The organism is Streptomyces sp. NPDC045021, assembly GCF_056432645.1.
In genome coordinates, this window is sequence record NZ_JBWKIQ010000001.1 from 307,784 (window position 1) to 333,669 (window position 25,886).

28 protein-coding genes are annotated in these 25,886 nt (G+C 70.3%); 15 read left to right on the forward strand and 13 right to left on the reverse strand.

The genetic code is table 11. The features are described 5' to 3' along the window. Positions 1-162 precede the first annotated feature (162 nt). The gene (locus AC07DC_RS01400) at positions 163-756 is read left to right on the forward strand and encodes a TIGR03086 family metal-binding protein (protein WP_478910738.1); all 594 of its coding nucleotides are present in this window, start codon (positions 163-165) and stop codon (positions 754-756) included. 31 nt (positions 757-787) lie between these two features. Here AC07DC_RS01400 and AC07DC_RS01405 read toward each other — a convergent pair whose 3' ends face one another. Continuing rightward, positions 788-1,447 (reverse strand): response regulator, encoded by a 660-nt coding sequence (locus tag AC07DC_RS01405; protein WP_478910739.1) that lies wholly within the window; start codon positions 1,445-1,447, stop codon positions 788-790. Further along, the gene (locus AC07DC_RS01410) at positions 1,444-2,622 is read right to left on the reverse strand and encodes a sensor histidine kinase (protein ID WP_478910741.1); all 1,179 of its coding nucleotides are present in this window, start codon (positions 2,620-2,622) and stop codon (positions 1,444-1,446) included. Before AC07DC_RS01410 ends, AC07DC_RS01405 begins: the two co-directional genes overlap by 4 nt. 133 nt (positions 2,623-2,755) lie before the next feature. Between AC07DC_RS01410 and AC07DC_RS01415 the strand changes: the two genes are divergently transcribed. After that, positions 2,756-3,667, forward strand: a complete 912-nt coding sequence (locus tag AC07DC_RS01415; protein ID WP_478910743.1) for an ATP-binding cassette domain-containing protein — start codon at positions 2,756-2,758, stop codon at positions 3,665-3,667. Further along, positions 3,664-4,527, forward strand: a complete 864-nt coding sequence (locus AC07DC_RS01420) for an ABC transporter permease (protein WP_478910745.1) — start codon at positions 3,664-3,666, stop codon at positions 4,525-4,527. Before AC07DC_RS01415 ends, AC07DC_RS01420 begins: the two co-directional genes overlap by 4 nt. A gap of 159 nt (positions 4,528-4,686) precedes the next feature. Here the strand turns inward: AC07DC_RS01420 and AC07DC_RS01425 are convergent, their stop codons facing one another. Both AC07DC_RS01425 and AC07DC_RS01430 read right to left on the reverse strand, forming a co-directional pair. Next, positions 4,687-5,328: a class I SAM-dependent methyltransferase gene (locus tag AC07DC_RS01425; RefSeq protein WP_478910746.1), complete on the reverse strand. Its 642-nt coding sequence runs from the start codon at positions 5,326-5,328 to the stop codon at positions 4,687-4,689. Positions 5,329-5,432: 104 nt separating this feature from the next. Next, positions 5,433-6,524 carry an NAD(P)/FAD-dependent oxidoreductase gene (locus tag AC07DC_RS01430; protein ID WP_478910748.1) on the reverse strand — a complete coding sequence of 364 codons (1,092 nt, stop codon included), beginning with the start codon at positions 6,522-6,524 and terminating at the stop codon, positions 5,433-5,435. 82 nt (positions 6,525-6,606) lie between these two features. Here AC07DC_RS01430 and AC07DC_RS01435 point away from each other — a divergent pair, with 82 nt between their 5' ends. Continuing rightward, positions 6,607-7,197, forward strand: a complete 591-nt coding sequence (locus tag AC07DC_RS01435) for a helix-turn-helix domain-containing protein (RefSeq protein WP_478910750.1) — start codon at positions 6,607-6,609, stop codon at positions 7,195-7,197. A 173-nt stretch (positions 7,198-7,370) separates the two neighbouring features. Beyond that, positions 7,371-7,955, forward strand: coding sequence for a hypothetical protein (locus AC07DC_RS01440; protein ID WP_478910752.1), 585 nt, complete (start codon positions 7,371-7,373; stop codon positions 7,953-7,955). Between the two features lie 134 nt (positions 7,956-8,089). On the opposite strand, the gene trxA is transcribed toward AC07DC_RS01440, so the two are convergent. Together trxA and AC07DC_RS01450 are read right to left on the reverse strand one after the other, a co-directional pair. Next, positions 8,090-8,425 (reverse strand): thioredoxin, encoded by a 336-nt coding sequence (trxA, locus tag AC07DC_RS01445; protein ID WP_478910754.1) that lies wholly within the window; start codon positions 8,423-8,425, stop codon positions 8,090-8,092. A gap of 1 nt (position 8,426) precedes the next feature. Continuing rightward, on the reverse strand, positions 8,427-8,858 hold the full coding sequence (locus tag AC07DC_RS01450; RefSeq protein WP_478910755.1) for a MerR family transcriptional regulator: 432 nt from the start codon (positions 8,856-8,858) through the stop codon (positions 8,427-8,429). 195 nt (positions 8,859-9,053) lie between these two features. On the opposite strand from AC07DC_RS01450, the gene AC07DC_RS01455 reads away from it, so the two are divergent. From AC07DC_RS01455 to AC07DC_RS01480, 6 genes are all read left to right on the forward strand, one after another. Further along, the gene (locus AC07DC_RS01455) at positions 9,054-9,434 is read left to right on the forward strand and encodes a DUF805 domain-containing protein (RefSeq protein ID WP_478910757.1); all 381 of its coding nucleotides are present in this window, start codon (positions 9,054-9,056) and stop codon (positions 9,432-9,434) included. A gap of 244 nt (positions 9,435-9,678) precedes the next feature. Then, positions 9,679-10,005 (forward strand): DUF4326 domain-containing protein, encoded by a 327-nt coding sequence (locus AC07DC_RS01460; RefSeq protein ID WP_478910759.1) that lies wholly within the window; start codon positions 9,679-9,681, stop codon positions 10,003-10,005. Between the two features lie 490 nt (positions 10,006-10,495). After that, positions 10,496-13,774 (forward strand): GH92 family glycosyl hydrolase, encoded by a 3,279-nt coding sequence (locus tag AC07DC_RS01465; RefSeq protein WP_478910761.1) that lies wholly within the window; start codon positions 10,496-10,498, stop codon positions 13,772-13,774. Between the two features lie 137 nt (positions 13,775-13,911). Next, positions 13,912-14,697 carry a DeoR/GlpR family DNA-binding transcription regulator gene (locus AC07DC_RS01470; protein ID WP_478910763.1) on the forward strand — a complete coding sequence of 262 codons (786 nt, stop codon included), beginning with the start codon at positions 13,912-13,914 and terminating at the stop codon, positions 14,695-14,697. Positions 14,698-14,780: 83 nt separating this feature from the next. Further along, positions 14,781-15,158, forward strand: a complete 378-nt coding sequence (locus tag AC07DC_RS01475) for a DUF4406 domain-containing protein (protein ID WP_478910765.1) — start codon at positions 14,781-14,783, stop codon at positions 15,156-15,158. Next, complete coding sequence (locus tag AC07DC_RS01480; RefSeq protein ID WP_478910766.1) at positions 15,155-15,826, forward strand: NUDIX domain-containing protein; 672 nt, start codon at positions 15,155-15,157, stop codon at positions 15,824-15,826. The genes AC07DC_RS01475 and AC07DC_RS01480 overlap by 4 nt, the downstream gene beginning before the upstream one ends. A 32-nt stretch (positions 15,827-15,858) precedes the next feature. Here the strand turns inward: AC07DC_RS01480 and AC07DC_RS01485 are convergent, their stop codons facing one another. Beyond that, the gene (locus tag AC07DC_RS01485) at positions 15,859-16,371 is read right to left on the reverse strand and encodes an ATP-binding protein (RefSeq protein ID WP_478910768.1); all 513 of its coding nucleotides are present in this window, start codon (positions 16,369-16,371) and stop codon (positions 15,859-15,861) included. 297 nt (positions 16,372-16,668) lie between these two features. Here AC07DC_RS01485 and AC07DC_RS01490 point away from each other — a divergent pair, with 297 nt between their 5' ends. Then, positions 16,669-17,256 (forward strand): TetR/AcrR family transcriptional regulator, encoded by a 588-nt coding sequence (locus tag AC07DC_RS01490; RefSeq protein ID WP_478910769.1) that lies wholly within the window; start codon positions 16,669-16,671, stop codon positions 17,254-17,256. A 30-nt stretch (positions 17,257-17,286) separates the two neighbouring features. On the opposite strand, the gene AC07DC_RS01495 is transcribed toward AC07DC_RS01490, so the two are convergent. Beyond that, positions 17,287-17,514 (reverse strand): hypothetical protein, encoded by a 228-nt coding sequence (locus tag AC07DC_RS01495; RefSeq protein ID WP_478910771.1) that lies wholly within the window; start codon positions 17,512-17,514, stop codon positions 17,287-17,289. A gap of 275 nt (positions 17,515-17,789) precedes the next feature. On the opposite strand from AC07DC_RS01495, the gene AC07DC_RS01500 reads away from it, so the two are divergent. After that, positions 17,790-18,485: a TetR/AcrR family transcriptional regulator gene (locus AC07DC_RS01500; RefSeq protein WP_478910773.1), complete on the forward strand. Its 696-nt coding sequence runs from the start codon at positions 17,790-17,792 to the stop codon at positions 18,483-18,485. 73 nt (positions 18,486-18,558) lie between these two features. Here AC07DC_RS01500 and AC07DC_RS01505 read toward each other — a convergent pair whose 3' ends face one another. The 4 genes from AC07DC_RS01505 to AC07DC_RS01520 form a co-directional block, all read right to left on the reverse strand. Next, positions 18,559-19,365 carry a class I SAM-dependent methyltransferase gene (locus AC07DC_RS01505; RefSeq protein WP_478910774.1) on the reverse strand — a complete coding sequence of 269 codons (807 nt, stop codon included), beginning with the start codon at positions 19,363-19,365 and terminating at the stop codon, positions 18,559-18,561. A 76-nt stretch (positions 19,366-19,441) separates the two neighbouring features. Then, on the reverse strand, positions 19,442-20,323 hold the full coding sequence (locus tag AC07DC_RS01510) for a DUF3626 domain-containing protein (protein ID WP_478910776.1): 882 nt from the start codon (positions 20,321-20,323) through the stop codon (positions 19,442-19,444). After that, entirely contained in the window at positions 20,313-20,888 is a 576-nt protein-coding gene (locus AC07DC_RS01515) for a GNAT family N-acetyltransferase (protein ID WP_478910777.1), read from the reverse strand. Before AC07DC_RS01515 ends, AC07DC_RS01510 begins: the two co-directional genes overlap by 11 nt. A 70-nt stretch (positions 20,889-20,958) precedes the next feature. Next, positions 20,959-21,471, reverse strand: a complete 513-nt coding sequence (locus AC07DC_RS01520; protein WP_478910778.1) for a DUF2199 domain-containing protein — start codon at positions 21,469-21,471, stop codon at positions 20,959-20,961. A gap of 139 nt (positions 21,472-21,610) precedes the next feature. On the opposite strand from AC07DC_RS01520, the gene AC07DC_RS01525 reads away from it, so the two are divergent. Then, complete coding sequence (locus tag AC07DC_RS01525) at positions 21,611-23,359, forward strand: glycoside hydrolase family 9 protein (RefSeq protein ID WP_478910780.1); 1,749 nt, start codon at positions 21,611-21,613, stop codon at positions 23,357-23,359. A gap of 38 nt (positions 23,360-23,397) precedes the next feature. On the opposite strand, the gene AC07DC_RS01530 is transcribed toward AC07DC_RS01525, so the two are convergent. Continuing rightward, positions 23,398-24,570 carry an alanine--tRNA ligase-related protein gene (locus tag AC07DC_RS01530; protein ID WP_478910781.1) on the reverse strand — a complete coding sequence of 391 codons (1,173 nt, stop codon included), beginning with the start codon at positions 24,568-24,570 and terminating at the stop codon, positions 23,398-23,400. 390 nt (positions 24,571-24,960) lie between these two features. Here AC07DC_RS01530 and AC07DC_RS01535 point away from each other — a divergent pair, with 390 nt between their 5' ends. Continuing rightward, the gene (locus AC07DC_RS01535; RefSeq protein ID WP_478910783.1) at positions 24,961-25,797 is read left to right on the forward strand and encodes an NAD(P)H-binding protein; all 837 of its coding nucleotides are present in this window, start codon (positions 24,961-24,963) and stop codon (positions 25,795-25,797) included. Positions 25,798-25,886: the final 89 nt, after the last annotated feature.

The window sequence follows — 25,886 nt, forward strand, 5'->3', positions numbered from 1 at the left end:
TTCATTCTGGAATGGCGGGCGCGCGACTCGTCACCGCACCGCCCGCCCGAACGCCCGAACGCCCGAACGCAGCACGGCACGACCGATGAATTCCGCCGCGCCACGCCGTCTACCTCTTCGTTGCCCCTCATACCGAGAACCCGCGCCGAAGGAGTCCCTCTCATGACAGCGATGCTCGACCTCGGTCCCGCCGCGCAGCGACTTTCCGACCTGCTGGGCGCAATCCCCGACGAACAGCTCACCGCGCCGACCCCATGTTCCAAATACACCCTCGGCGATCTCCTCGAGCATGTCGGCGGACTCTCCCACGCCTTCATCACCGCCGCCCGGAAGACTCCGCTCCACGAGACGTCGCCGGCACCGTCCGGCGACGCCTCCCGCCTGGGCGACGACTGGCGCACCCGCATCCCCGAGCAGCTCGCCGGCCTCGCCGAGGCCTGGCGCGATCCCGCCGCCTGGGAAGGGATGACCGAGGTCGGCGGTGTCAGGATGCCCGCGAGCATGATCGGCAGGGTGGCGCTCAACGAACTGACCATCCACGGCTGGGACATCGCCCGCGCCACCGGGCAGCCGTTCACCGCCGACACGCAAACGCTGGAGGGCTGCCGGGAGTTCGTGGAACCGATGTCCGCACCGGACCAGGCCACCACCCGCCAGGGCGTGTTCGGCCCACCCGTCCCCCTCCCCTCCGGCGCCCCCCTCCTCGACCGCGTCGTCGCCCTCACCGGACGCGACCCCGCCTGGGCCGCGGCCTGAGGCGGAGTCCAGAGCGGGCGCCGGACTGGCCCTAGCGGGCTGGGGATACCAGGCCGAGTTCGTACGCGATGATGACGAGGTGGACGCGGTCGCGGGCGTTGAGTTTGGTGAACAGCCTTGCGACGTGGGCCTTGGCGGTGGACACGGTGATGACGAGTTCCTCGGCGATCTCGGTGTTGGACAGCCCGCGGCCGACCAGCGTCAGGACCTCGCGCTCGCGGTTGGTGATGCCGTCCACCGCGACAGGGCGCGGGGCGGCGGGCTCGGGGCGGCCGGCGAACTCCTCGATGAGGCGGCGGGTGACGCTCGGGGCTATCAGGGCGTCACCGGCGCCGATGACGCGGATCCCGTCGAGGATGGACTCCAGCGGCATGTCCTTGACGAGGAAGCCGCTCGCCCCGGCGCGGAGCGCGGCATACACGTAGTCGTCGTCATCGAAGGTGGTGAGGACCAGGACGCGCGTCTGCGACCCCGGGTCCGCGGTGATGCGTCGCGCGGCTTCGATGCCGTCCATGACGGGCATGCGGATGTCCATGACGGCGACGTCGGGGCGCAGTTCCGTGGCCACGGTCACCGCCTCGGCGCCGTTCGCGGCCTCCCCCACGACCTCGATGTCGGGGGTGTCGGCGATCAGCACACGCAGGCCGGTGCGGACCAGGGGCTGGTCGTCGGTGAGGATGACACGGATCATCGGGCGACCGCCACGGCCGCCGCGGGCACCGGAAGCCGTGCGGCGACACGGAAGCCGCCTTCGGGCCGCGGTCCGGCGCTGAAGTCGCCGTGCAGCAGACTGACCCGCTCGCGCATGCCGACGATGCCGAACCCCGCTGCTCCCCCGTCGCCGCCGCAGCCGAGATCGACGACCTCGATGGACAGCTCCTCGTCCCGGTAGTCGACGCTCACGCTGCAGTCACGGGTGCCGGAATGCCGCACGACGTTGGTGACCGCTTCCTGGATGATGCGGAAGGCGGAGAGGTCGATGTCGGACGGGACGGGTCTGCGCTTCCCACGCCACCGGACGTCGACGCGTACGCCGGCGTCCTTTGTCTTCAAGACCAGCTGTTCGACGTCGGCCAGTCCCGGCGCCGGCTCGAGGGACGCGGAACCCGGGTCCGACTGGCGCAGCGCGCGCAGCGTCCGCCGGAGCCCCGACAGTGCGTCGCGGCTGGTGGCCTCGATGGCGTCGAGGGCTTTGCGGGTCTCGTCGGGCTGGGTGTCCATGACCCGGCTGCCCATGCCCGCCTGGATGGCGATGATGCCGATGCTGTGCGCGACCATGTCGTGCAGCTCGCGGGCTATCCGCAACCGCTCGGCGGTGACCGCCTGTTCCGTGGCCCGCGAGCGCAGCGTCTCGGTGTTGGCGCGGCTCTGGTGGATCGTGTTGCCGATCAGCCAGGCGATGAGCGCGGTCGATGCGAGGGCCGCCTGCCCCGAGATCCCCGTTGTCTCGTCGCGCACCAGTCGGGTGACCGTGAAAGCCGTCACCAGAACGACCGGCATCATGACGGCGAGGATCGACACACGACGCGACCGGGTGGACGCGATGTAGCCCACCACGCTGTCGGCCAGCAGGAAGACCACGATCGGCGCCTCCACCACCCACGACTCGAGGGCGACGACAAACCCCGCGAGCGCCACGGCGAGAGACACCAGCGGAGCGCGGAACAGCAGCAGGGCGCCGAGGGTGGTGACGACAGCGACGATCAGCAGCGGACCGCCCTCCATGTTGCCGTCGAGCTCGACCAGACGCACCCACTCGTCCGGCCGTTGGAACGAGCGCACCAGGACGATCGTCGCCCAGAGAGCACCCACCCACACGCCCATGGGCAGGCGTTTCAACAGCGGAGGACGGGGAGTGACGGTCATGGCCCGATCGTAAGCCACCGCCCTCACCAGCACATTGGCCCGTGGACGTACTCCCCAGGACCACAGACCCACCCGCGGATGGTGGTCGGCGGCCCGATGTGGGACCGGTTGTCGGACGGGCACCGTTGGCATCGTGATTGAAGCCAACCAACTGACGAAGCGGTACGGCGACACCGTCGCCGTCGACAACCTGACCTTCACCGTGCGGCCCGGTCAGGTCACCGGGTTTCTCGGCCCGAACGGTGCGGGCAAGTCCACCACGCTGCGGATGATCCTGGGTCTGAACACCCCGACGGGCGGGTCCGTCACCGTCGACGGGATCCCGTTCTCGAACCTCCCGCGCGGACTGCGCCATGTCGGCGCGTTGCTGGACGCGCAGGACGTGCACGGCGGCCGCAGCGCCGCGGCGCACCTGTCCGCCCTGGCTCGCACCAACCGCATCCCGCTGCGCCGCGTGGACGAGGTCCTGCAGGAGGTCGGACTGGCCAAGGCGGCGCGCCGCCGCATCGGCGGGTTCTCCCTCGGGATGAAACAGCGGCTGGGTATCGCGGGCGCACTGCTCGGCGACCCTCCGGTGCTGCTCTTCGACGAGCCGCTCAACGGCCTGGATCCCGAGGGCGTGTTGTGGGTGCGCGGGCTGTTCCGGCGGCTGGCCTCCGAGGGCCGCACCGTGTTCGTCTCCAGCCACATGATGGGCGAGATGGAACACACCGCCGACCAGCTGATCGTGATCGGCCAGGGGCGGCTGATCGCCGACCAGCGCCTGGAGGAGTTCTCGGCCCGCAGCACCGGCATGGGCGTGACCGTGAACACGCCCCAACTCGACGCGCTGACGGCCGTGCTGACCGCCGAGGGCGCGTCGGTGCGCCAGGAGAACGGCACGGTGGCGAGGGTGACCGGGCTGGGTGCGGCCAGGATCGGCGAACTCGCCCACCTGCATCGCATCGTGCTGCACGAACTCGCGACCAAGAACTCGTCGTTGGAGACAGCGTTCATGGAACTCACCGCCGACAGCGTCGAATACCTCGCAGGAGATCCCCGATGAGCACACTGGTGTCGACCGTCGACAGGCCGGCCGCGCGGACGGCCGGGCCCCCGGCGCGGTTCGTGGACCTTCTCGCGGCCGAGTGGATCAAAATGCGGTCGCTGCGGTCGACCTACTGGGTGCTCGTGGTCAGCGCGCTGGCCGCCATCGTCATCAATCTCAACGCCGTCCACACCGACCTGACCTACATCGACCGGCCGAACCCGCCACCGGGAATGCCACCCTTCCAGTACGACCCGCTGTTCCACGGCCTCAACAGCATCGCCGTCTACCTCATGATGCTCGCGGCAGCCAGCGTCGGCGCCATCTCGATCTTCGGCGAGTACGCCACCGGAATGGTCCGTACGACGTTCGCGGCCGTCCCCGACCGCCGCGCGGTGGTGGCGGCCAAGGTGGTCGTCGTGGCGGCGGTCACTCTCGTCCTCGGCGTGATCATCTCGACGGCGTCCTTCTTCGGCACCAACGCCATGCTGGCGTCGCGCCATGTCGGGCTCTCGATCAACGACCCCGGCTGCCTGCGCGCCGTCACCGCGTACGCGCTGATCGTCCCGGTGTCCGCGCTCATCGGCATCGCGTTCGGCGCCGTCATCCGGCACGCCACGGCCACGATTGTCGCCCTGGTGACCCTGCTGTTCATCGCACCGCTGATGTTCGGCGGCGACAGGTACAAGATCCTCAAGGAGATCGGCCACGCCCTGCCGATCGCCGCGGTGGACCGGCTGAAGGAGAATCCGGGCAACCCGTACATGGACCCGGGCAAGTATCCGGCGACGGTCTCCGGATCGTGGATCGCGCTCGCCGGCTGGGTGGTCGTCTCGGTGGTCGTCGCCATCGTCGTCGTGCGGCGTCGGGACGTGTGAGGAGCACTCCCGCCGTGCGGACAGGTGCGGAGCACCCCGGGTGAGGACGTGTGAGGAGCACCCGGGGTGAGGACGTGTGCGGAACGCCCGGCGTGGTGGGTGTCGGAGGCGAGTCCTGCCGGACGGGGCTCGGCCGGACGGGGCTCATGCGGACGGAGCTCAGCCGGCCAGGCGCCGGAGTTTGAGGGTGTTGTCGGTGCGGGTGGCCGGCTGCCCGTCGGGACCCGTCATGCCGCGCTCGTGCACGTCACTGAGGAGCACTTCCCACTGCCGGGCCGGGAGTTCGAGGTCGCGGAAGACCTCGTCGGTCGTGGGGAAATGCACGTCGTGGCCGTGATCGGTCTCCCAGGAGGGGAAACCGGCGTGCCCGACGACCAGCAGCACGCCGCCCGGGGCGACGGCCGCCGCGGCGCTGCGCAGGATCCGCTCCCGCGGCATGTCGACGGGAGAGTGCAGGAAATGGGCCGAGACGAGATCGAAGGTGCCGACGGGGAAGGACACCGCGAGGTCGTGCCGCTGCCAGTCGATCCGATCGGCGACGCCCGCGGCCGCCGCATGTTCGGCCCCGCGCTCAATGGCCTTGTGGGAGATGTCGACGGCAGTGACCTTCCAGCCCTGCTGTGCCAGCCACATCGCGTCGGCTCCCTCACCGCATCCGAGGTCCAGGACGCTGCCCGGGGTCAGACCGGTCGCTTCGCGGACCAGGACGGCATTCGGCTCACCGCTCCAGATCTGGTCGCTGGAGCCGTAGCGGGCGTCCCAGAACTCTTCGGCCGAGGCGTGGTTCAGGTGGTCGGTCATCGAGGCATCCTTCGTCAGGGTCATCGTCGGTGTCTGTGGTGCAGCATCTGCCGCGTCAGGTCTGCGGGTCGCAGGGTCTACGTCATCGAGTGCGTGCGGTGGGATCACAGGCCGTGCCGGCGGTCGCCGAGAACGCGTTCGCACATCTCGCGCTCCATGCGCTGCGAGAAGGGGGCTCGGCGGGCGGCGACGGCCCGGTCGGTCTCCTCGGACATCAGGTCGGCATTGATGGCCGCCCCGGCTCGCACTCCCGCGGCGGCGGCGCCGATGACCTGCTCGGCCAGGTTGGTGACATTGCCGGCCACCCACACGCCGGGGACGGCGGTGGCGCCCATGGGGTCGGCGGCGACATGGCTGCCGATCACATGGCCGCCCATCTCCTGCTCGGTGGTCTCGAGGCCGAGGCCGACAAGGATTCCCGAGCGGGCGGTGAAGCGCGGAGCGATCGCGAGAGCCTGGCAGGCGACCTCCCGGCCGTCGGCCAGCCGTACGGCGGAGAGGCGATCGGCGGTGATCGCCAGGCCGGAGACTTCGCCGGTGACGACCGCGATGTCGCGGGCGGCGAGCTTCTCGTACTCCTCCTCGCCCGGTTCCGGTGCGGTGTGCAGGAAGAGGGTGACGTCGCTGCTCCACTGCCGCCACAGCAGAGCCTGGTGCACGGCGAGGGGTCCGGTCCCCAGAATGCCGATCCGCTGGTCGCGTACCTCCCAGCCGTGGCAGTAGGGGCAGTGCAGCACCTCGCGTCCCCACCGCTCGGCCACGCCGGGGACCGCGGGCAGCTCGTCGACCAGGCCCGTGGTCACCAGGAGCCGATCCGCCAGGACCGCGGTCCCGTCGGTGAGGACGACCCGGAAATCCCCGCCGGTCCCGGCGGTCCCGGCAGTCCCGCCGGTGCGGCGCTCGGCGGTCGCCGCGGTGCCCGACACGATCTCGCCGCCGTAACCGGTCACCTCGGCGCGGCCGGCCGCCAAGAGCTCCGCGGGTGGCGTGCCTTCGCGCGCCAGATAGGTGTGGACGCCTGCCGCCGGGGCGTTCCTGGGCTGTCCGGCGTCGATCACCCGTACCGAGCGCCGTGCTCGCGCCAGGGTCAGGGCCCCGCTCAGTCCCGCGGCGCCACCTCCGATGATCACTACGTCGTAGCGCCGCTCGTCGTCCGTGGCAGCGGTGGTCGTCGTCTGCTCTGCGTGTGTCGTCATATCGCTCGCCTCCGTTCACCGCGATCGTCAACCCATCACCGCCCGCTTGACAAAGTTTCTTGCCGAGATGGCAAATAGTGGGATGGCAGACGACGACATTCCCGGTGTGCTGACCGCTGTGGGACCCCGGCTGAGGGCGCTGCGGAACGACCGCGGTACCACCTTGGCGCAGCTGAGCGAGACAACCGGCATCTCGCTCAGCACTCTCTCGCGCCTGGAGTCCGGGAAGCGCAAGCCGACCCTGGAACTCCTGCTGCCGCTGGCCAAGGCCCATGGCGTGGCGCTGGACGAACTGGTCGGCGCACCGGACACCGGCGATCCCCGTATCCACCCGCGCCCTTTCACCCGACACGGCCAGACCTTCGTGCCCCTGACCCGGCACCTCGGCGGCCTGCACGCCTACAAGCAGATCCTCCCGGTCGGCAAGGCGGCCGACGCCCGCCCTAAGCAGGGGACACACGAGGGCTACGAATGGCTCTACGTCCTGTCCGGCCGGCTGCGGCTGGCCCTGGGCGAGCACGATCTCGTCCTCACCGCCGGCGAAGCCGCCGAATTCGACACCCGCACCCCGCACGGCTTCGCCAACGCCGGAACGCGCCCGGTCGAGTTCCTCAGCCTGTTCGGCGCCCAGGGCGAAAGGATGCACGTACGGGCCCGCCCCACCAAGACGTGACGGGGCAGTGGCGCCGGGCGGGCAATCCGGTTGTCGGCATGCGAATGCCCGAATATCAGCCTTCCGCCGTACCTTTCCTGGTTTCTTGTGTCACGGAGTAGTAACTATGAGTACTGGGTGACACAAGGGACGCGATGCTTCAATCCTCAACTTTTTGAGACCTTGGGGGCATCGTGACGTATCAGCAGCCACAGGGCTGGGGCCCACCGCAACAACCGCAGGCACCGCAGGCACCACCGGCCAGGCGCAAGAGAAGCGGCTGCCTGACCGCCTTCATCGCGGTCGCAGCGTTCTGCGTCGTGATCGGTGTGATCGCCGCGGTGGCCGGCGGTGGCAAGGACGCCGCCGACAAGGCCGGTACGGCGACCGCGTCCGCGCCGGCCGCGGCGCCCGGATCGAAGAAGTCCGCGGCAACCGGGGGCGAGGCGGCGCCCACGTCGAAGGCCCCGGCCGCCGAGAAGAAGGCAGCCGCGGAGACGGTGACCTACCTGGTGGAGGGCAGCGCCGCGGAGGTCACCTACGGACCAGCCGGGTCGAGCTTCTCGGGAAAGGTGCCCCTGAAGGTGACCAAGCCGCTGGGGACTCCCATGTACTACTCGATCACCGCGCAATTGCAGGGCGGTGGCCACGTGAAGTGCACGATCCTTGTCAACGGCAAGGTGATCTCGAAGGCCGAGGCGTCGGGCAGCTACAACATCGCCATGTGTCAGATCAGCCAGGACTTCGGGGGCGACGGCTGGGTCAACACCAACGGATGAGCGGCACGCGGCAGCCCCCGACCGTTCTGCGCGGTCGGGGGCTGCCGGTGTACGGGTCGCTGCGGCCGACGGGTGGGCACGGGCGCCGTGCGCCGTGACGCGGGAGGCGCGCGACGGACGCGCCCGTCGGTCGGTCAGTGGAGGATGTCGTCGAGCTCCTGCAGGAGTCGCCGCTTCGGGCGGGCCCCGACCATCGACTTCACCGGCTGTCCGCCGCTGAAGACCATGAGCGTCGGCATCGACAGCACGCCGTAAGCCGCCTGCGTCTCCGGATTCGTGTCCACGTCCAGCAGCACCACCTTGAGCCGGCCCGCCTGCTCCTCGGCCACCGCTTCCAGCACCGGGGCGATCATCCGGCACGGCCCGCACCAATCAGCGGTGAACTCCACCAGCACCGGCCCCTCGGCCCCCAGCACCTCCTCGGCGAACGTCGCATCCGTCACCGTGGCCAATCCTGTCGCCTGCGCCATGTCAGCTCCTCTTCCCATCGTCGTCCGGGTGCCCGGCCCATTCACACCGCGGCGGCGAGCTCTCCGGCGTGTGCGCGGTGGCCTCCACCTCCGCGCGTGCCAATTGCGCCCCGACCTGCTCACGCACCTCGCGCAGCCGCGCGATGCAGTCGTCCAGCTCGGCGAGCTTGCGCCGGTAGACCTCCAGGGAGGCGGGACACGAGTCCCCCTCCGGATGCCCGGCGCGCAGGCATTCGACGAACGGGCGGGTCTCTTCCAACCCGAAGCCGAAATCCTGCAGCGTGCGGATCTGCGCCAGAAGGCGCAGATCGTCGTCGCCGTAGGACCGATATCCGTTCCCGGCACGCCGGGCGGGCAGCAGCCCGAGGGACTCGTAATACCGCAAGGCACGGGTGGTCACACCCGCCCGCTCCGCCAACTCACCGATCCGCATGCCCCGACGGTAGACCTTGACCCTGACGTCAAGGCCAGAGAGCAACCGGAAGCCGGACCGCCGGATGCGCCCCGTGCACCGTTCCGGCCCAGCGGGACAGTCTTGACCTGCAGACTTGCGCCCCCATAGGTTCTAGCTCCCGCCCCCTGGCTTGCTCCGCACGGACAGGCGCCAACGCTGTCCTTGGAGGACGCCATGCACTGGTATCTGCAAGCCTTCCGGAACTATGTGAATTTCGGCGGGCGCGCGCGCCGCAAGGAGTTCTGGTACTTCTACCTGATCACCACGATCATCACCTGCGCGATGCAGCTCGGCGAAGCGTCGCTCGGCGTGGATCCGTACGTCTCTTCGGCGTACCAGATCGTCAGCTTCCTGCCCGGCATGGCCGTCGTCTGGCGCCGGCTGCACGACACCGACCGGTCGTTCTGGTGGCTGCTCCTGACGATCGTTCCGCTCGTCGGCGCGATCTTCGTGCTTGTCTTCCTGGCGAGCGACAGCCAGCCGTACGAGAACTCCTACGGCCCCAGCCCCAAGCCCGCCCCGGCGCTGGACCATGAATCGTCCGCATGGGCCTGACCACACCGGACGGCCGCCAAACCGGGCCCCGAGGCGTGGTCCATGAGCGCGTCGGGCCGCCGTTCGGCGAGCGGCCACCCATCTGCCGCGCCGGATCGTCGGCGCGCTGATGAAGGCGGCAGCGACCATGCTGATCTCAGCACCGGACTTCCGCCCCGTGGATCTCCTGGCGGTCGAGCTTCCCTGACCCCGCCGGGCCGCGGAAGCCGGTACAGAACCCGACCGAGGCCGGAGGACCCAGGGCATGCACAGGACCACGGTCGTCAATCTCAAGGGCCACCGCGACGACCCCGAATACGCGGACGTCGTGTACGTCGGGCGTGCCATGAACCGGGGCGGCTGGCATCTCAAGGGATCCCCCTTGGCCTGCCCCTTCCGGCCCGGCCCGGACGGCACCCGCGAGGAGGTCGTCGAGAAGTACCGGGACTACCTGCTGGGCCGACCCGAACTCCTCGCCCTTCTCCCCGACCTGCGCGGGCACCGGCTCGGCTGCTGGTGCGTTCCCGAGCTCTGCCACGCGCAGGTGATCGCTGAACTCGCGGATTCCGTGGAGACCAAAAAGAGCCGCTGAGTCTCCTCGCGGATGAAATTCCAGGATTCCCGCACCGGAAATCGCGCCGACGGAGCGCGTAATACGTACGGTGCGGGCCGGGGGCCAATTCCCAGCAGGTCCGGCTTCGCATCCACCGACGACTCCATTCGCCGCGATCGAAGCCCATGGGAAGCCGACGGAGATGCCAACTGCGGCTCTGACATGCCCTCTTGACTGCCACGCTTCTGTACGTTCTGCACCGAACGGGCGTACGCGGGCCGCCCATCCACACCTCACGCGGGGCCGGACTCGGCTTGGTACAGGCGTTGTTGACTTTCCCTCAGGTGGCGGCTTCACTATTTGTTGTTCCGATCTGACAACGTTGTCACCCAATGGACGGACAACTCACAACGCTGCCTTCGGTATGTGCGCACGTATGTCACCTAGAAGATCCCCAATCGTCTCCTGGAGCCACGTGATGACACGATATGGGCGCACTGGCGCGCCCGTCCTCCGTACCGCCTTGGCCGTGTTCTCAGCGGCCGTACTGGTGGCGCTGCCGATGCAGGCGCTGGGCGCGCCGGCGGCCCACGCGGCCGGACTCGTCGACGACCCCGCCTCGCTGGTGAACCCGATCATCGGAACCTCCGGCGCGGTCGACACCTTCCCGGGTGCCGACGCGCCGTTCGGCATGGTCCAGTGGAGTCCGGACACGACCCCCCACCGGCCTGACGGCGGCGGCTACGAGTACACCGACAAGAAGATCTCCGGCTACAGCCTGACGCACCTGTCGGGGCCCGGCTGTCCGGCCGCCGGCGATCTGCCGATCCTGCCGTTCACCGGTGCGCTGACCGGCGATCTGGCCGCGACCTCGGTCGGCTTCGACCACGCCAAGGAGACCGCGCAGGCGGGCTACTACGCGCTCACCGACGGCTCAGGGGTGAGCACCGAGCTGACGGCCACCGCCCGCGCCGGCATGGGTCGCTTCACTTTCCCCAGCGGGTCCGACGCCCATCTGCTGCTCAAGTTGAGCGGTGGCGCCACCAAGATCGACGGCACCCGGGCGCAGGTCGTCAACGACCATGAGGTGACCGGGGCGATCGACAGCGGCCACTTCTGCGGCGCGAACAACACGTACACCCTGCACTTCACGATCAGCTTCGACCGGCCCTTCAGCAGCAGCGGCACCTGGATCGGCAGCACGGTCGACCCGAACGCCAAGGCGTTGAAGCTGGGTGCTCCGCAGCAGCAGCTGTCCGCCGCCACCACCCGGGCGGCGACGCCCGAGGCGCACTTCACCCTCCCGTCGAAGAAGCAGCCGACGACGCACGGCGGCGCTGCCGACGCGTCGACGGCGAAGGCTGCCGCCAATCCGCCGGTGGTCGGCGCCAACGGTGTCTATCTCGGCTTCGACACCTCGAAGTCGGCGACCGTCACCGCCAAGGTCAGTATCTCGTACACCTCGGACGCCAACGCCGCGGGCAATGTCGCGAGCGAGATCCGCGGCTGGAACTTCAACACGGTGCGGCAGGCCGCCCACAGCTCCTGGAACCAGACCCTCGGACGGATCAAGGTCGGCGGCGGCAGCACCGACCAGCAGACCCAGTTCTACACCGCCCTCTACCACTCCCTGCTGCACCCCAATGTGTTCTCGGACAGCAACGGGCAGTACATGGGCATGGACCGGCAGATCCACACGACCGCCAAGGGCCACATCCAGTACGCCAACTACTCGGGCTGGGACACCTACCGGTCGCAGACCCAGCTGATGGCCATGGTCGCGCCGGCCGTCGCCTCCGACGTGGTGACGTCGATGCTCAACGGCTACCACCAGATCGGGATCCTCCCCAAGTGGGCGCAGAACAACGGTGAGAGCTATGTGATGGTCGGCGACCCCGCCGACGGCATCATCGCCGGTGCGTACGCGTTCGGTGCCCGCGGCTTCGACACCGGCGACGCCCTGAACGCGATGACCTGGCAGGCCACCCACGCCAACGGCGACCGTCCGGGTCAGGCCGTCCGTGACGCCAAGGGCTATCTGCCGATCGACAACAGCACGTGGGGCTGCTGCAACTTCTACGGTCCGGTCTCGACGCAGCTGGAGTACGACAGCGCGGACTACGCCATCGCCGCCTTCGCCAAGTCCCTCGGCAAGAAGGACCTCTACTCCACCTTCGCCGGCCGGGCCCAGGACTGGCAGAACGTCTTCAACCCGCAGACCGGCTACCTCCAGGCGAAGTTGGCCAGTGGCGAGTTCGCGGCCGGATTCACCCCCGGCACGTCCAACGGGTTCGTGGAGGGAACCTCGGCCCAGTACACGCCGATGGTTCCGTTCAATCTCCAGGCGCTCATCCAGTCGCGCGGCGGGGCCGCCGCCTACAGCAGCTATCTGGACGGCCTGCTGTCCGCTCTCACCAAGCCCGACAGCACCCACGCGGATCTGAGCAACGAGCCCAGCGTGGAGATCCCCTGGGAGTACGCCTACCTGGGTCAGCCCTGGAAGACGCAGAAGGCGGTGCGGGACGTGCAGCAGCAGCTGTACTTCAACGCCCCGGTCGGCTCCTTCGGCAACGACGACCTCGGCGCCATGTCGTCCTGGTACGTCTGGTCCGAGCTGGGCATGTACCCGGAGACGCCCGGCGCCGACACCCTGGTGCTCGGCAGCCCGGTCTTCCCGACCGCGAAGGTGACGCTGGGCAACGGGCGCACGGTGACGATCAACGCTCCCGCCGCAGCCACCGGCAGCCCGTACGTGCAGGGGCTGAAGGTCAACGGCGCCGCGTGGAACAAGCCCTGGACCAGCTTCAGCAAGCTGTCGGGCGGCGCGACGCTCGACTACACCCTCGCGGCCACCCCGAACACGTCCTGGGGCTCCGCGGCCTCCGACGCACCGCCCTCCGACAGCACCGGACAGCGCGACGTCATCGCCGCGACCGGGCCGTCCGGCGCCGGACTCGTCCTGGCACCGGGCGCGAGCGGGACCGGAACGCTGAACCTGGCCAACATCTCCGACACCCCGGTGAGCGTCGCGTGGACCGCCGCGCCGCCGAGCGGAGTCACGATGACGACCACCAGCGGCACCCTCACCGTGCCGGCGCACTCCCCCGCCGAGCAGCAACTGCAGGTGACCGCGGGCAGCACCGAGGGCGCCTACTCGATCCCGATCAGCCTCAGCAGCAGCGACGGCACCGCCCTGCCGTCGACGGCACTGCATGTGGCGGTCGCCGCGCCCGGAGCGCTGTGGCCGTACGCGACCGGGACCGGCGTGTATCCCGACGGCAAGACCTTCGGCGGCGGTTTCGACGAGCAGGGCTGGGCCTACTCGCAGAACGCGCTGGACGCCGCCGGAGTGAAAACGGGTGGCACCGTGACGTCCGACGGCATCGCCTACCCCTGGCCGGGCGGCACCGGCAAGCCGGACAACATCGCGGCCGCCGGCCAGACCATCCCGGTCGCCGCCCCGGCGAACGCCACCGCGATCGGCTTCCTGGGAGCCGCGATCAACGCCCCGTCCAAGGGAACCAGCGGCGCCGTGACCGTCACCTACACCGACGGTTCGACGGAGAAGGTGACGCTGGCCATGTCCGACTGGACGCTCAACGCCGGGGCGAGCAAGCCGCTCCCCGGGACCGCCACGGTCGTCCAGACCCCGTACCGCAACGTCGGCGACGGTTCCAAGGACACCGTCGGAACGTACCTGTTCAGCAGCAAGCTCCCGCTGACCGCGGGCAAGCAGATCGCCAGTGTCACTCTGCCGGTGACCGACGACGGCACGCTGCACCTATTCGGCATCGGCTTCGCGAGCTGACCGGCCGCGGGCCCGCGGCCTGAACCGGGGCGGACGGCGAGCAACTCGCCGTCCGCCCCATCGCGTTCCCGTTGGCCGGCCCTGGGCGACGCACATTGATCTACCAAAACGAACACGAATGTGTTAGACCTGGAGGCATGAGTACTGCGAACCGTCTCGACGTCACGCTGCGCCTGGTCCAGGGGGCCGAGCGGATGGGTGTCGCCGAGTTGGCCCGGCGGCTGGGTGTGTCGGAGATGACCGTGCGCCGGGATCTGGACGAGCTGGAACGCCAGGGGATGGTCCGGCGGGTGCACGGCGGCGCGGTCGCGGTCGGCCTGCCCGAGCAGGGTTCCGGGTTCGCGGCGCGCGAGCCCTGGCAGGCCGCCACCAAGGACCGGCTGGGTGCGGCCGTGGCCGAGCTGGTGGAACCGGGCGGGACCGTACTGCTCGACGCGGGCACCACCACCGTGCACGTCGCCGCGCATCTGATCGCACGCGCCCCGTTGACGGTCGCGGTCCTCAGCCTGCAGACGGCCGTGCGGCTGGCCGACCAGCCCGGTATCCGGCTGCTCGTGCTGGGCGGGGAGTCACGCCCCGCCGAGCGGTCCCTGGTGGGACCGCTGGCGCTGCGCGCCGTGGACGGGTTGGCCTTCGACTGTTTCGTCATGTCGATCGGCGGAGTGCACGCCGATCACGGCTGGTCGGAGTTCTCCCTGGACGACTGCGCCGTCAAACAGACCGCTCTGGCCCGCGCCACCCGCACCATCGCGGTGGCCGATGCCACCAAGCTCGGGGTCCAGGCGTTCAGCCGGGTCGCCCCTCTGGACGCGGTGGACACCTTCGTCACCGATGCGGCCGGCGACGACCCGGACACCCACCCCGCCGGACCGGCCACTCTCGCCGCACTCCGCGAGGCCGGCGTCAGAACCCAACTGATCTGACCCACGCCCGCAGCAGCATGTCTGCCGGACCGCGCCCGCCGCACCACACCTGCCGCACCCCACTCTCCGACGAAAGGCTCCCGATGCCCGCCCCGCCCCACCCCTTGATGATCCTTGTCGCCGGCCCCTACCGGTCCGGCACGGGCGACGACCCGGCGAAACTCGCCTCCAATGTCGAGGCCATGAACCGGGCCGCGCTGACGTTGTTCCGCGCCGGGCACCTGCCCGTCACCGGCGAGGCGCTCGCCCTTCCGCTGATCGAGGCCGCGGGCTCCGCCGGCATCGGCGATCCGGACTTCGACGAGATCTTCCATCCCGTCGCGGAACGTCTGCTGGTCCGGTGCGACGCGGTCTGGCGCATCGGCGGACCCTCCGCGGGGGCCGACCTGATGACCACCCGGGCAGAGGCCCTGGGCAAGCAGGTCTTCCACCACCTCGACGAGATCCCCGCCGCCCGATGACGGCCGGCATCGACACGCCCGACCGCCGTGGACGGACCCGACTGGACCGGGCCGGACTCGAACTGACCGGCAATCCCCGGGTCGCGGTCCGTGGGGTCACCCTGCTGTCGTGCCACTGGTACGTCCTGCGCACCACCACGTTCGACTACCAGCACTCCGACGGTCACTGGAGCACCGAACAGCGCGAGACCTACGACCGCGGCAACGGCGCCACCGTCCTGCTCTACGACCGCGACCGCGCCACCGTGCTGCTGACCCGCCAGTTCCGCTACCCCGCCTACGCGAACGGCCATCCGGACGGCATGCTCCTGGAGACCGCCGCCGGTCTGCTCGACGAGGACGGTCCCGAGACGGCGATCCGGCGCGAAGCCGCGGAGGAGACCGGCCACACCATCGGTGCGGTGGAGCATGTCTTCGATGTCTACATGAGCCCCGGATCGGTGACCGAACGTCTTCACTTCTACGCGGCGCCGTACGACTCCGGGACGCGCAATACGGACGGCGGCGGGCTCGCGGAGGAGGGCGAGGACATCGAAGTCGTCGAACTCCCTTTCACCCGGGCCCTGGAGCTGGTCCGGTCCGGCGACATCGCCGATGCCAAAACCATCATGCTGCTTCAATGGGCGGCCCTGGACGGCCCATTCGCCCCGGCACCGCGTGAAGGTTAATTCCGGACCCGCCCGTCCGGCTGTCGCTCATTTCAGGAGGAGCTCGCGCCCTTGAGCTCGAACCAGACGGATTTGCCGCGGTCGGTGAGGTCCACACCCCAGTCACTGGCGAGTTGGTCGACAAGGGCGAGACCGCGGCCGAATTCGTCGTCGGGCCGGGCGTTGTGCAGCCGGGGAAGCAGGCGACTGCCGTCGTCGATGTGGCAGCGCAGCGCGTGGCCGCCCCGGGCGGTCAGATGGATGGGGCCCGGCGCGTAGCGCACCGCATTGGTGACCAGTTCGCTGACAAGAAGCTCCGCGGTATCCGTCAAATGCTCCATGCCCCATTGCCGCAGCACGTCGCGGAGCGCCGTCCTGGCCTGGCGACACGCCGTCGGCGTACGAGGCAGCGGCCAGGGACCGCCCGTCAGGAGATCCTGCCTGGGCACCACCGGCACGGACGGATGCCGGTGCGGGGCTGGGCCTTCGTGCTGCCGCCCGCCACCCGGCTGCCCAAGCAGATGTGCTTCGGCGGGGGCGCCCGTGAAAGGGCGAGGTCGGCGCATAAGGGCCTCCACTTGGCCCAGGCCGCCCTCGCTGTGGGGCGGCCCGGACACGGGATGGGGCCACTTCCCAAGGGGAAGTGGGTCGAGCCGAGTGCGGCATACCTATTCGCACTCGAATGATCTTGACGGTTTTACCGCACCAGGCAGCATTACCGCGAAGTAAAGCCTATGTCGACTTTACCGTGGAGTAAAGTGCCATTCATGATCGATGCGGGGAGCGCCACACCATCGCCGGAAGACCTCTCCGTAACCGGACGGCGACGCACACGCGCCGCGTCCCATTCCAGAGAATCGGTCATGCTGGACGCCGCGTGCGCCGTGTTCGCGGAGGCCGGCTACCTGGCCGCCACCATGGAGGCCATCGCCACCCGCGCCAATTCCACCAAACCGACGCTGTACTCGCATTTCGGAAGCAAGGAAGACCTCTACAAGCACTGCAGCGAACGGGCCGCAGAGAACCTGGCCCGGCAGCTCTTCCAGGCCCAGGTCGCGGCCAAGGGCCTTTCGCTGGAACAGCAGGTACGGGCCGGGACCCTCGCCTTCTTCGACTATGCCGCCGAGCATCCCCATGAGTTCCGGCTCCTGTTCGGCTCGGAGGCCTCGGGCACCGTCCCGGCCGCCCGGCACCGCCTCATGACCGCGGCCACCGACCGGATCGCCCACCTGATCAGGGAATTCGCGGCATCGCACGGCCGGCCGCCGTGGGGAGCCAGCGCGACCTTGTGCGCTTCCTTCATCGTCGGGCTCGCCGTGGAGGGCGCGCGCTGCGCCCTGGGCGCCGGCTCGCTCAGCCCGCGGGTGGCGGGTGAGTTCGCGACGGCGTTCACGGTGGCCGCGCTGCGGCACATCGATCTCTCCCTGGCCGCGGCCGTCGACGCCGAGTAGCCGCCCCCGAGCACCGCGGCGAGCGCGGGTTCAGGCCTCGAACCGGGCCCGCTCGGGAAGCCGGAACGACAGCAGCAGGGCGCCGGCGAGCGGCACGCCGGTCAGGGCTGTGGTGCCCGCGAGCGCGGTCGTGGGTGACCTGCCGTGGTCGGTGAAGGCGGAGTAGGCCGTCACCAGCAGGGCGACGCCGACAGCGTTGGCCAGCTGCTGCACGGCGTTGAGTACACCGGAGGCGGAGCCGACCTCGGCGGTGGACACATCCCAGGATCACGCCGAACAGTGGCGGGACGACCATTCCCATGCCGAGCCCGGCGACGAAAGTGCCGGGCAGCAGCTGCCAGGTGTCGACGGACTACCCCGACCCCAGGGCGGTGCCGCCCAGCTGGGCGGCGGGGCCGTGCCGGGACGGGACGGCGGAATGGAGAGTTCCACGACGGGGGCTCCTCGGGTTCGACGGGCCGCATCTCCCGGCCCCGGAGTAACGAACACCGTTCGTCGCGAACAGTGTTCGTGTCAAGTGCTAGCCTGGGCCCATGACCGCCCCTCACCGCAGCTCCAGGACCCGTCCGGCCAAGGCCCCGCTGAGCGTCGAGGCGGTGGTCACCGCAGGGCTGCGGGTGCTCCGGCAGGAGGGCCTGGCCGCCGTGACCATGCGCCGCGTGGCAGCGGAGCTGGAGACCGGGCCCGCCTCGCTCTACGTGTACGTGGCCCACCGCGAGGACCTGCTCCTGCTGCTGCACGACGCCGTCATCGCCACCGTCCCGCTGCAGCCGATCGACGCCGGCCGGTGGCGCGCGCAGTTGACCAGCACCATCACCGCGGCCGTCCACGCGTTGAACGAACACCCCGGCATCGGCCGGGTCTCGCTCGGCCACATTCCTACGGGCCCGGCGTGGGCGGCGATGTTCGACCGGATCCTCGGTCTGCTGCTGGCCGCCGGTCTACCCCGGCAGAAGGCCGCCTGGAACTGCGACCTCATCGCCATGTACATCGGCGCGGTCGCCTACGAGGCGAGCGTCCACGACTCCCCCGCCACGCCGCGGGACCCGCTGCAGCAGGCGCAGGACCGCCGCCACGCCGACTCCGGCATCGAAGCACGACTGGCCGCACTCGACCCCGATCGCTACCCCCATCTCGCCGCCAGCGCCACCGAGTTGACCACCGGTTCGGCCGCCGAGCGGCTCGCCAACGGCATCGACGTCCTGATCACGGGCATGGTGGCCGGCTGAGGCGGCTGGTCAGCACCCGCCCGGCCGACAGCCCGGCCGAAATCCCGGCCCACCGGCCACGGGGACGGCCGCGTCAGGTGCGGTTCGGCGTTCGGCCCCGGACCGCCCACGCGCGGGCGGTGAGCGCGATCGATCCGTCCCGCCGGGTCGGTACGGCCGCGCGGAGCGTCTCGCGCAGGCGGTCCCGAGCGGTCGGGTCGAGAGTGGCGACGAAGCCGGGGGCGGGTCCCTGGCCGGCCAGGAACGGTTCCCACAGGTCGGCGAAACCGGTGAAGACGGTGGGGACGTCGATCGGGGCGACGGCCACATCGGCCAGTCCCGCACCCGTCCACAGCGCGCGCAGCGGATCCGGGCGGCAGACCGGGAAGCGTCGGCCCTCGTCCAGTGCGGCGGCCGACGGATCCACCTCCACCGCGGCATCCCAGAAATGACGCAGGAAGGCCATGCCCTCGCCGTAGTCCCACACATACGCGGCGACCAGCCCGCCCGGACGCACCGCCCGGACCGCCTCGGCCACCGCCGCAGCCGGCTCGGCAAGGAAGTTGAACGCCAGCCCGCTGACGGCCACGTCGCAGGCCTCGTCGCGTACGGGGAGCGCGAGCGCGTCGGCCACCACGAAGCCGGCCGGCGCCGGAGCGGCGGCACGGGCCGATGCCACGAACCCGGCGGAGCGATCCAGCCCCAGCACGGTCCGGGGACGGCACCGGCCGACCACCGCCGCGGTCAGCGCCCCCGTACCGCAGCCCACGTCCAGCCATCGCAGACCGTCCTCGCGGTCGAGCCACGCCACGAACCCCTCCGCGACGAGACGACTCCACCGGCCCATGTACCGCTCGTAGGCATCCCCGGCCGCCCACACCTCGAACCGCTGCTCGTTCATGCCCACCACCATCCCCGACCGCAGCCCGGCGGACCGCCGACACGCGCGAGCCCGGTCACGGGCACCGCGACACCGCTCAACCGCCCGCGGCGACCTGGCTCGGAGCGTCGTCGCCGGCCCCCAGCGGCGAGCCGAAGCGCGCGAGGCAGTGCCAGACCTTCTTGAGCGCCTGCGTGTCGTAGCGACCGGTGCGGGCGGCGTCTCCGATGATCCGCGGGTCGAGCCGGCCGTCGACCGCGATCACGGCGCCCAGGTCGACGTACTCCCGGCCGCGGAAGTCCGGGTGGCGCCGCAGCCGCTCGACGGTGAGCCGAAATCCGCCGTGCCATTCGACGGGACACGGAAGCTCCGAGGCCGCGGCTTCCACGGCCGTGCCGCGATAGCTGGGATCGAGGACCAGCGCCTCCACATCGCGGTCGAGCCGGACCGGTCCGTGGATCTGCGCCTCGACATGGCCGTCCAGAGCGTCCAGGTCTCCGGCCGTGGCCAGTTCGACGAGTGCGCAGCTGGTGGCGACGCCGAAGTCCGACGGCTCGGTGGAGCTGTCCGGATAGCAGAACGTGGCCCGGGTGACGGCGTCGGCGGTCAGCCGGAAGTGCGAGGAGCCGAACCGCGGCGCCGCACCGATGTGCTCGCGACGGAAGTTGAGCGCACCGTACACCGGGCGCTCATGGGCGGCAGCGCCGTCGTAGGCGCCGCCGAAGATCCGGCTCTCCCAGCGCCACCGGTCCCCGCCGGGGTGGGCGGTCAGACCGCCGTTGCTGGTGCCGGTCACGAACTGCGAGTAGTAGACGCCGTCCCGCGCCAGTCTGCGCAGGATCGGCAGGCCGCCCGCGTCACGGTCGGGATGCAGGTTCATCGTCACGCGCAGCCCGGCGTCGAGCGGTCCGCCCACGGATCGGTCCGCGACGTGCCGCAACGCTCTCGCCTGGGGCGACCGGGAGGTGTCAGCGCACATCCGTGCAGTCTGCGCGAAGGCGATCCGCCGGCGCATCCGGATTGAACGGCCTGTCGGCGAGCAGGCCGTAGAGGAGATCGTCCGTCCACTCGCCCTTGAGCCAGGTGAACGCCGGACGCCGCCCCTCGAGCCGGAATCCGAGCCGTTCCAGCAGGCGCGCCGAACTCAGGTTGCGGGCGTCGCACTCCGCCGACATCCGGCGCAGACCGCCCGCGAACCGGTCCTTCAGCACAGCGCTCACCGCCTCGGTCGCGTATCCGCGGCCCTGCCGGTCACGAGCGAGGGTGAACCCCAGGTCGGCCTGCATGCGGTTCTCGTTCAGGTTCACCCCGACATCGCCGATCAGACAGCCCTCGTCCTTGAGCTCGATCGCGTACTGGAACCAGCCGGGCCGGGCCGGATCGCCGTTGAACTTCGAGATGAGCGAGGCTGCCGACTCGACGGACACCGGGGCGGACCAGCCCTGGTAGCGGGCCACATCCGGGTCCGAGCGGTATGCCGAGAGCGCCGCCGCGTCGGCGGGCCGAAAGTGCCGCAGGCGGAGCCGAGTCGTGTCGAGAAGCATGCGAGGAGCATCTCACGGGGTGGGCCGAGGCCTCCGGCGAGCCCGGGTGGTCGGCAGTCTCCCGCAGGCGTCAGATCTGCGGGTGCAGCACCGCTTCGGCGATCTGTCGCACCCGGTCCATGGTGATGCCGGTTCGCTGTTCCACCGCGAGCGGGTGGTCCGTGGGCTCGAGTTCCACGCGGGGACGCCGGCCGACGGGGCGGGTGTGGGCGTTCGTCTTGAGATCGGTGGTGCTCTCCGGATACAGGCTGATCTCCGTCGACAGCCAGCCGAAATAGGGTCGTTCGGTCTCCCGGCCGGGGGTCTCCCACAGCTCGCTCGCCCGCGTGAAGCTCTCACGGCTGAGTGAGATCCACACACCCCAGGCGAAGACGTCCGTGGTTCCGATCACCGGTATCTCGATCAGGCCGCGGACGAAGAAGGCCTGATTCCTGATCACACACTGGTCCGACGACAGGACGCTGTCGGCGTCGTTGGCGAAGCCCGGCTCCCAGATGTCCGGAGCAATGGTGGAGTAGCTCATCGGGAGTTCCTCGTGGTGCTCGCCACAACAGGAGCAGGTGAAACCGAGATCGACTGACATGGCGGAGACAATATCCGCTCCACCACGGTCCGGATCCGCGCAGGGTGCCGGCCGGGCCACCGCCGAGCATGACGCCGGTGGAGGGGCGTAGGTTCGCCGTAGATCTTCTTCGGCGTGACGGAAGGGGCGGTGCTCGCGGATGCGCTCGACGGATGACGTGACGGGCGGGGAGAGCGCCGCGCCGCCGGCCGTCCTGCTCGGCCATCTCGGTTACGGGCTCGGGGCGTCGAAGGCTGTCGTGGTGGTCCTGCCCGACGGTCGCGCGCCGCAGCGGGTCGAGCTGCTGGCCGCCGACGCGACCGTCGTGCGGCAGCTCATAGCCGGTCCCGTCCAGGCGGTGCCCGGTTGGCGGCACGGCCCGTTCGCGCGCGTCGAGTTGCCGCAGGATCTGCGGCCAGGTCGGTACACGGTCCGTGTCGTCGGCGGCGACGGCCACCGCACCGTCTCGGACGCGTTCGAGATCGCGGCGGACCTGCTGCAGCGCCGGACGATGTCCGACGTGCTGGCGTACTTCAAAGCGATGCGATCCAGCGGCGAGATCGACCGGAAGGACCGGCGCGCCGCGCTGTGGGGCGACGACACCGGCCGGGAGGTCGATGCTCGCGGCGGCTGGCTCGACGCGAGCGGTGACACCAGCAAGTTCCTCAGCCACCTCACCTACACGCGCACGATGAGCCCGCAGCAGATGCCGTTGTGCGCCTGGGCCATGATGGCCGCCCGCGACTCGATCGCCGAGCGGCACCCCGCGCTGGTGCGTTCGCTCGGCGCCCGGCTGCGCGACGAGGCGCTGTGGGGCGCGGACTTCCTCGTCCGCTTCCGGGCGCCCGAAGGGTACTTCTACACCGGCATTTTCGACGCGCTCACCAAGAAGCTCGACGAGCGCGTCGTGACCGCGCCGCTGGCGGAGTGCGTTCGTACCGACCGCTACCAGGCCGCGTACCGGCAGGGCGGTGGTCTGGCGATCGCCGCCCTGGCACGCGCCGCGACGCTGGACGACCACGGCGACTTCACCGGCACCGAGTACCTCTCCGCCGCGGTCCAGGGGTTCGTCCACCTCGAAGCCCACAACCTGGAATACCTCGACGACGGCACCGAATCGATCGTCGACGACTACGCGGCCTTGCTGGCCGCGACCGAACTCGTGGCGGCGGACGCGGGCGAGGAGACCGAGGCCCGGGACGCGGCCCGGCGGCGAGCGCGGTCACTTCTCTCCCGGTACGTACGACCCGCCGACGGCCCGGGTTGGTTCAGCGCGGACGCGGCCGGACGCCCGTTCTTCCACGCCGCCGAGGCCGGACTGCCGGTGCTGGCGCTGACCCGCTTCGCCGCCGTGCTGCCCGGCTCACCGGAGGCCGCCCCGGCTCGGGCGCTGGCCCTGGAAGCCATGCTCGACACGCTCCGGCGCACCCACGCGGTGCCCAACCCGTTCGGCTATCCACGCCAGCGGGTGCAGCCCTCCGGCGCGGCGGCCCGGGACGCGTTCTTCTTCCCCCATGCCAACGAGACGGGTTACTGGTGGCAGGGGGAGAACGCCACCATCTCCTCGCTGGCCGCGGCCGCCTGCGCGTGCTCCGCCCTCGACGACGCCGGCGAGGACGACCGCGCCCGGCTCGGTGCCTTCGCCGACGACCAGTTGGCGTGGATCACCGGCCGCAATCCGTTCGACGCGTCGATGATCCAGGGCCGCGGCCGCAACAACGTCGACTACGCGTCGGACTTCCCCAACATTCCCGGCGGCATCGTCAACGGCATCACCTCGGGCTGGTCCGACGAGGAGGACATCGCCTTCCTTCCGCCCGACGCCCCGCCGGGGGACGCCTGGCGGTGGGCGGAACAGTGGATCCCGCACACGGGTTGGTTCCTGCTCGCCGTCGCTTCGGCCCGCTGATCGCCGCACCGACCGGACTCCCATGACGCGCCGCACGGTCACCGCTCCTCGGATCCCAGGCTGTCGACCAGTTCACGGGGTAGCCCGTGGGTCTCGTGCAGATAGCTGTAGTCCTCCTCGCGCAACGGCCTGTCGAACCCTTGCCGGGACAGCACCAGCCGGCCCCGCTCCAGCAGCTTCGAGAAGCGTCGCTCCTCGTCGAGCAGCACCTCTCGTACGTGTCCGACCTCGCTCGTCTGCTGGAAGTGGTCGAGCGTGTGCTCCAGCAGCTCGGTGGGAAGGTCGGACAACGTCCGCGAGGGGTCCTCGCGCCACAGGGTGGTCAGCAACCGGCGCGTCAACCGGCGCAGGACGTAGCCACGTCCGGTGTTGGAGGGGAGAACGCCGTCGCCGATGACCACGATGCTCGACCGCAGATGGTCACAGACGACACGCAGCGACTCCTCGTCGGTGTCCCACAGGCCCGGGACCGTTCTCATCCACGGGTCGAAGATGTCGCACTCGAACACCGACCGCTTGTTCTGCAGGACGGTCAGGAGCCGTTCCAGCCCCAGCCCGGTGTCGATGCTGGGCCGCAGCAGCGGTTGGAGGCTGCCGTCGTCATGGCGGTGGTAGCGCATCTTCACGTGGTTCCACACCTCGACCCAGCGCGGGTCGCTGCTCGGGGTGCCCTGCGGTGGAGTGTCCCCGGTCCATACGAAGATCTCCGAGTCGGGACCGCACGGCCCGGTGGGACCGTTGGACCACCAGTTGTCCTCCCGGGTCAGTTCCACCGGCACCCCCAGTTCGTTCCAGGTCCGCAGGGAATCGGTGTCGGGGCCGACCTGGTCGTCGCCGCCGAAGACGGTGACGTGCAGTTGGCCGGGTTGGATGCCGAAGCCGTCGTGCAGCAGCTCGTACCCCCAACGCAGGCTCTGCGAGCCGCCGTAGTCACCGAGTGACCACGAACCCAGCATCTCGAAGACGGTCAGGTGCGTACGGTCACCGACCTCGTCCAGGTCGGTGGTGCGCAAGCAGCGTTGGAGGCCGACCAGGCGCTGTCCGAGCGGATGTGGGCGGCCCAGCAGGTACGGGGTGAGCGGGTGCATGCCGGAGGTGGTGAACAGCACCGGGTCTCCGGGTGGCCGCAGGAGCGAATCGCCGGTGATGCGCCGGTGTCCGCGGTCGCGGAAGAAGTCGATGAACGTGCTGACGGTCCGGTCGGTGTTCATGGCAGTGGTTCCTTCGGGTCATGGGGACCGGAAGGGACCGTGGGCACGGACTGCGAAACAGGAGTCGTACAGCGCACCGGCGGCCGTTTCCGGTCGCCGGGGATGAGGAGTGAGGTCAGGCGGCGGCAACCGACGAGCTGGTAGCTCGCGCGGTCGCGGCAGTGATGCGCCTGGTGATCTCCATGCCGCCAACGGTAACAGGGGGCCCGGTGACGTGCCCGGCATTTCTCCCGGCGGCTGCCGGGCCCTGACCTGGCCGCGGCCCCTACTCCGGCGCGGTGATGTGGGCCACACGCGGCGGCTCCCTGTCACACTCCGGGTCGCCCGCGAGCTCTCGGGAGGGACAGGGAAACAGATCCGCCCCGCCGACTCTTCAGAGGACGACTCGCCATGATCATGGTCACCGGAGCCACCGGAAACCTCGGCCGCCCGCTCGTCGCGGAACTGGCCGCGCAGGGAAAGAAGGTGCGGGCGCTGACCCGCACACCCGAGCACGCGGACCTGCCCGCCGGGGTCGAACCGTGCGACAGCGCCGCACCCGACTTCGCGGGCGTGAGCGCACTGGTGCTGAACATCGCCGGCGCGCCCGACAGCACCGCGGCCCTGCTGAACGCCGCGAAGGAGGCCGGCGTGCGCCGGGTCGTCACCCTCTCCTCGCTGCTGGTCGCGACGGACGGCGAAGCCGCGGTCGAGGGCAGCACCGCCGCGATCCACCGGAACCTGGAAAAGGCCGTGGAGGCGGACTTCCCGCAGTGGACCCATCTGCGCCCCGGCGCCTTCGCTTCGAACGCCCTGCAGTGGCAGGCGCAGCTTCGGGCGGGCGACGTCGTGCACGGTCCGTACGCCGGTGCCTGCACCGCACCGATCCATGAGGCGGACCTCGCCGCAGTCGCCGTCCGGGCCCTGCTGGAGGACGAACTGCTGGGACGGGCCCCCTCGTTGACCGGTCCGCAGGAACTGACCATCGCGGAACAGGTGGAGATCCTCGGCGCCGCTCTGGACCGTCCGCTGCGGTATCAGGAGATCTCCCCCCAGGCCGCGAAGGCGGCGATGCTCGCCCACACCACTTGGGTCCAGGAGGAAATGATCGATTCGCTGCTGAGCTTCCTCGCGGACACAGTCGGACGTCCCGCCCTGGTGACCGGAGAGGTGGAGCGGATTCTGGGCCGCCCCGCCCTCACCTATGCCCAGTGGGCCGAGTCCAACGCCGCCGCCTTCCTGAACTGAACCAGACCAGGTCGCGGGATCGGTGCGCCCCGGGGCCCGGATCAGGTCCGGGGCACATCGGTCCGGGCAGATCGGTCCGGGGCACATCC

What these genes read in the sequence shown, in the direction of transcription:
- AC07DC_RS01520 (WP_478910778.1), bottom strand. Translation starts at nt 21,471, where the DNA reads ATGTCAGTCGATCTCGGTTTCACCTGCTCCTGTTGTGGCGAGCACCAC.
- AC07DC_RS01530 (WP_478910781.1), bottom strand. Translation starts at nt 24,570, where the DNA reads ATGAACACCGACCGGACCGTCAGCACGTTCATCGACTTCTTCCGCGAC.
- AC07DC_RS01430 (WP_478910748.1), bottom strand. Translation starts at nt 6,524, where the DNA reads ATGACGACACACGCAGAGCAGACGACGACCACCGCTGCCACGGACGAC.
- AC07DC_RS01435 (WP_478910750.1), top strand. Translation starts at nt 6,607, where the DNA reads ATGGCAGACGACGACATTCCCGGTGTGCTGACCGCTGTGGGACCCCGG.
- AC07DC_RS01410 (WP_478910741.1), bottom strand. Translation starts at nt 2,622, where the DNA reads ATGACCGTCACTCCCCGTCCTCCGCTGTTGAAACGCCTGCCCATGGGC.
- AC07DC_RS01510 (WP_478910776.1), bottom strand. Translation starts at nt 20,323, where the DNA reads ATGTGCGCTGACACCTCCCGGTCGCCCCAGGCGAGAGCGTTGCGGCAC.
- AC07DC_RS01420 (WP_478910745.1), top strand. Translation starts at nt 3,664, where the DNA reads ATGAGCACACTGGTGTCGACCGTCGACAGGCCGGCCGCGCGGACGGCC.
- AC07DC_RS01515 (WP_478910777.1), bottom strand. Translation starts at nt 20,888, where the DNA reads ATGCTTCTCGACACGACTCGGCTCCGCCTGCGGCACTTTCGGCCCGCC.
- AC07DC_RS01425 (WP_478910746.1), bottom strand. Translation starts at nt 5,328, where the DNA reads ATGACCGACCACCTGAACCACGCCTCGGCCGAAGAGTTCTGGGACGCC.
- AC07DC_RS01535 (WP_478910783.1), top strand. Translation starts at nt 24,961, where the DNA reads ATGATCATGGTCACCGGAGCCACCGGAAACCTCGGCCGCCCGCTCGTC.
- AC07DC_RS01460 (WP_478910759.1), top strand. Translation starts at nt 9,679, where the DNA reads ATGCACAGGACCACGGTCGTCAATCTCAAGGGCCACCGCGACGACCCC.
- AC07DC_RS01405 (WP_478910739.1), bottom strand. Translation starts at nt 1,447, where the DNA reads ATGATCCGTGTCATCCTCACCGACGACCAGCCCCTGGTCCGCACCGGC.
- AC07DC_RS01500 (WP_478910773.1), top strand. Translation starts at nt 17,790, where the DNA reads ATGACCGCCCCTCACCGCAGCTCCAGGACCCGTCCGGCCAAGGCCCCG.
- AC07DC_RS01505 (WP_478910774.1), bottom strand. Translation starts at nt 19,365, where the DNA reads ATGAACGAGCAGCGGTTCGAGGTGTGGGCGGCCGGGGATGCCTACGAG.
- AC07DC_RS01480 (WP_478910766.1), top strand. Translation starts at nt 15,155, where the DNA reads ATGACGGCCGGCATCGACACGCCCGACCGCCGTGGACGGACCCGACTG.
- AC07DC_RS01475 (WP_478910765.1), top strand. Translation starts at nt 14,781, where the DNA reads ATGCCCGCCCCGCCCCACCCCTTGATGATCCTTGTCGCCGGCCCCTAC.
- AC07DC_RS01525 (WP_478910780.1), top strand. Translation starts at nt 21,611, where the DNA reads ATGCGCTCGACGGATGACGTGACGGGCGGGGAGAGCGCCGCGCCGCCG.
- AC07DC_RS01450 (WP_478910755.1), bottom strand. Translation starts at nt 8,858, where the DNA reads ATGCGGATCGGTGAGTTGGCGGAGCGGGCGGGTGTGACCACCCGTGCC.
- AC07DC_RS01485 (WP_478910768.1), bottom strand. Translation starts at nt 16,371, where the DNA reads ATGCGCCGACCTCGCCCTTTCACGGGCGCCCCCGCCGAAGCACATCTG.
- AC07DC_RS01400 (WP_478910738.1), top strand. Translation starts at nt 163, where the DNA reads ATGACAGCGATGCTCGACCTCGGTCCCGCCGCGCAGCGACTTTCCGAC.
- AC07DC_RS01490 (WP_478910769.1), top strand. Translation starts at nt 16,669, where the DNA reads ATGCTGGACGCCGCGTGCGCCGTGTTCGCGGAGGCCGGCTACCTGGCC.
- AC07DC_RS01470 (WP_478910763.1), top strand. Translation starts at nt 13,912, where the DNA reads ATGAGTACTGCGAACCGTCTCGACGTCACGCTGCGCCTGGTCCAGGGG.
- AC07DC_RS01455 (WP_478910757.1), top strand. Translation starts at nt 9,054, where the DNA reads ATGCACTGGTATCTGCAAGCCTTCCGGAACTATGTGAATTTCGGCGGG.
- trxA (WP_478910754.1), bottom strand. Translation starts at nt 8,425, where the DNA reads ATGGCGCAGGCGACAGGATTGGCCACGGTGACGGATGCGACGTTCGCC.